General features: G+C 57.7%; 1 protein-coding gene. It reads left to right on the top strand.

The window, feature by feature from the left end; genetic code table 11:
• The first annotated feature begins 208 nt into the window (after window positions 1-208).
• Window positions 209-634: a hypothetical protein gene (locus tag EAO33_RS08865; RefSeq protein WP_162982286.1), complete on the top strand. Its 426-nt coding sequence runs from the start codon at window positions 209-211 to the stop codon at window positions 632-634.
• The last annotated feature ends 155 nt before the right edge of the window (window positions 635-789 follow it).

Below are 789 nucleotides of genomic sequence, written 5' to 3'. Positions count from 1 at the left end.
ACAGTGGGGGGGGGTGTAGGGAGGGTAAGCCAAGTTTTCAGGAATGGGCAGGGGCATAAAGGTTTGGGAGGGGCTTATAGGGGGGGTAAAACTAGCTTGAGGGGTGGGGTTTGCATAAGCGCGCGCTTGGGGCGCGCCCAAGGAACGCTCAATACCATCATCAAAAGCTTGAGGGGTGGGGTTGTTGACACTGGGGGAACTTGGGGAAATGGCGCGCGCACGAGTCGACCGAGTCGATCTAGAAGTGGTGGCGCGTCTAGTGGAAGGGCGTGTACTAGAAGAACGCGTTCTACTTGTGCGTGCACGCGCGCTGGTGGATTCAGAGGTGGTGGCGCGTGTATTGCTAGATCGAGGGGTGGTGGACCTAGCAGAAGTGGCGCGCGGGGTGGTGGGTGGCGCGCTGGTAGAATGGGCTTTAGAGGCACGAAAAGTGTTAGATCGAGCAAAAGAGCGCGTTTTAGCCGACCGAGTCGATCTAGAAGTGGTGGCGCGCCTAGTGGAAGCGCGGGGGGTGCGCGCTGCGGGGGTGGGGGATTGTGGGGCACTGTGTAATTCTAGAGTTTGTGGGCGTGTGTGTGTAACAAGCGTAGGGCTTGGGCTTACCCCCTCAATCCCCTCAAGGTTGGGCTGGTAGGCGGTGTAATCGGCGTAACTCACTCCTAAAAGAGTCGCCATTTTCTTAGGATCGCTCTCTTTAAAGTGAATCCGTGTGCCTTTGGGGATCGCTTTGAGTTTGAGTGCGCCCAAATCTTGGGAGGTTTTAAGGGGAGGGAGGGGGTGGGCTTAGGG

Origin of the sequence: Helicobacter labacensis (assembly GCF_003660285.1) — a bacterium.
GTDB classification, from domain to species: Bacteria; Campylobacterota; Campylobacteria; order Campylobacterales; family Helicobacteraceae; genus Helicobacter; species Helicobacter labacensis.
Note: the sequence above shows the minus strand (reverse complement) of the source record. Positions and strands in the feature narration are given on the sequence as shown.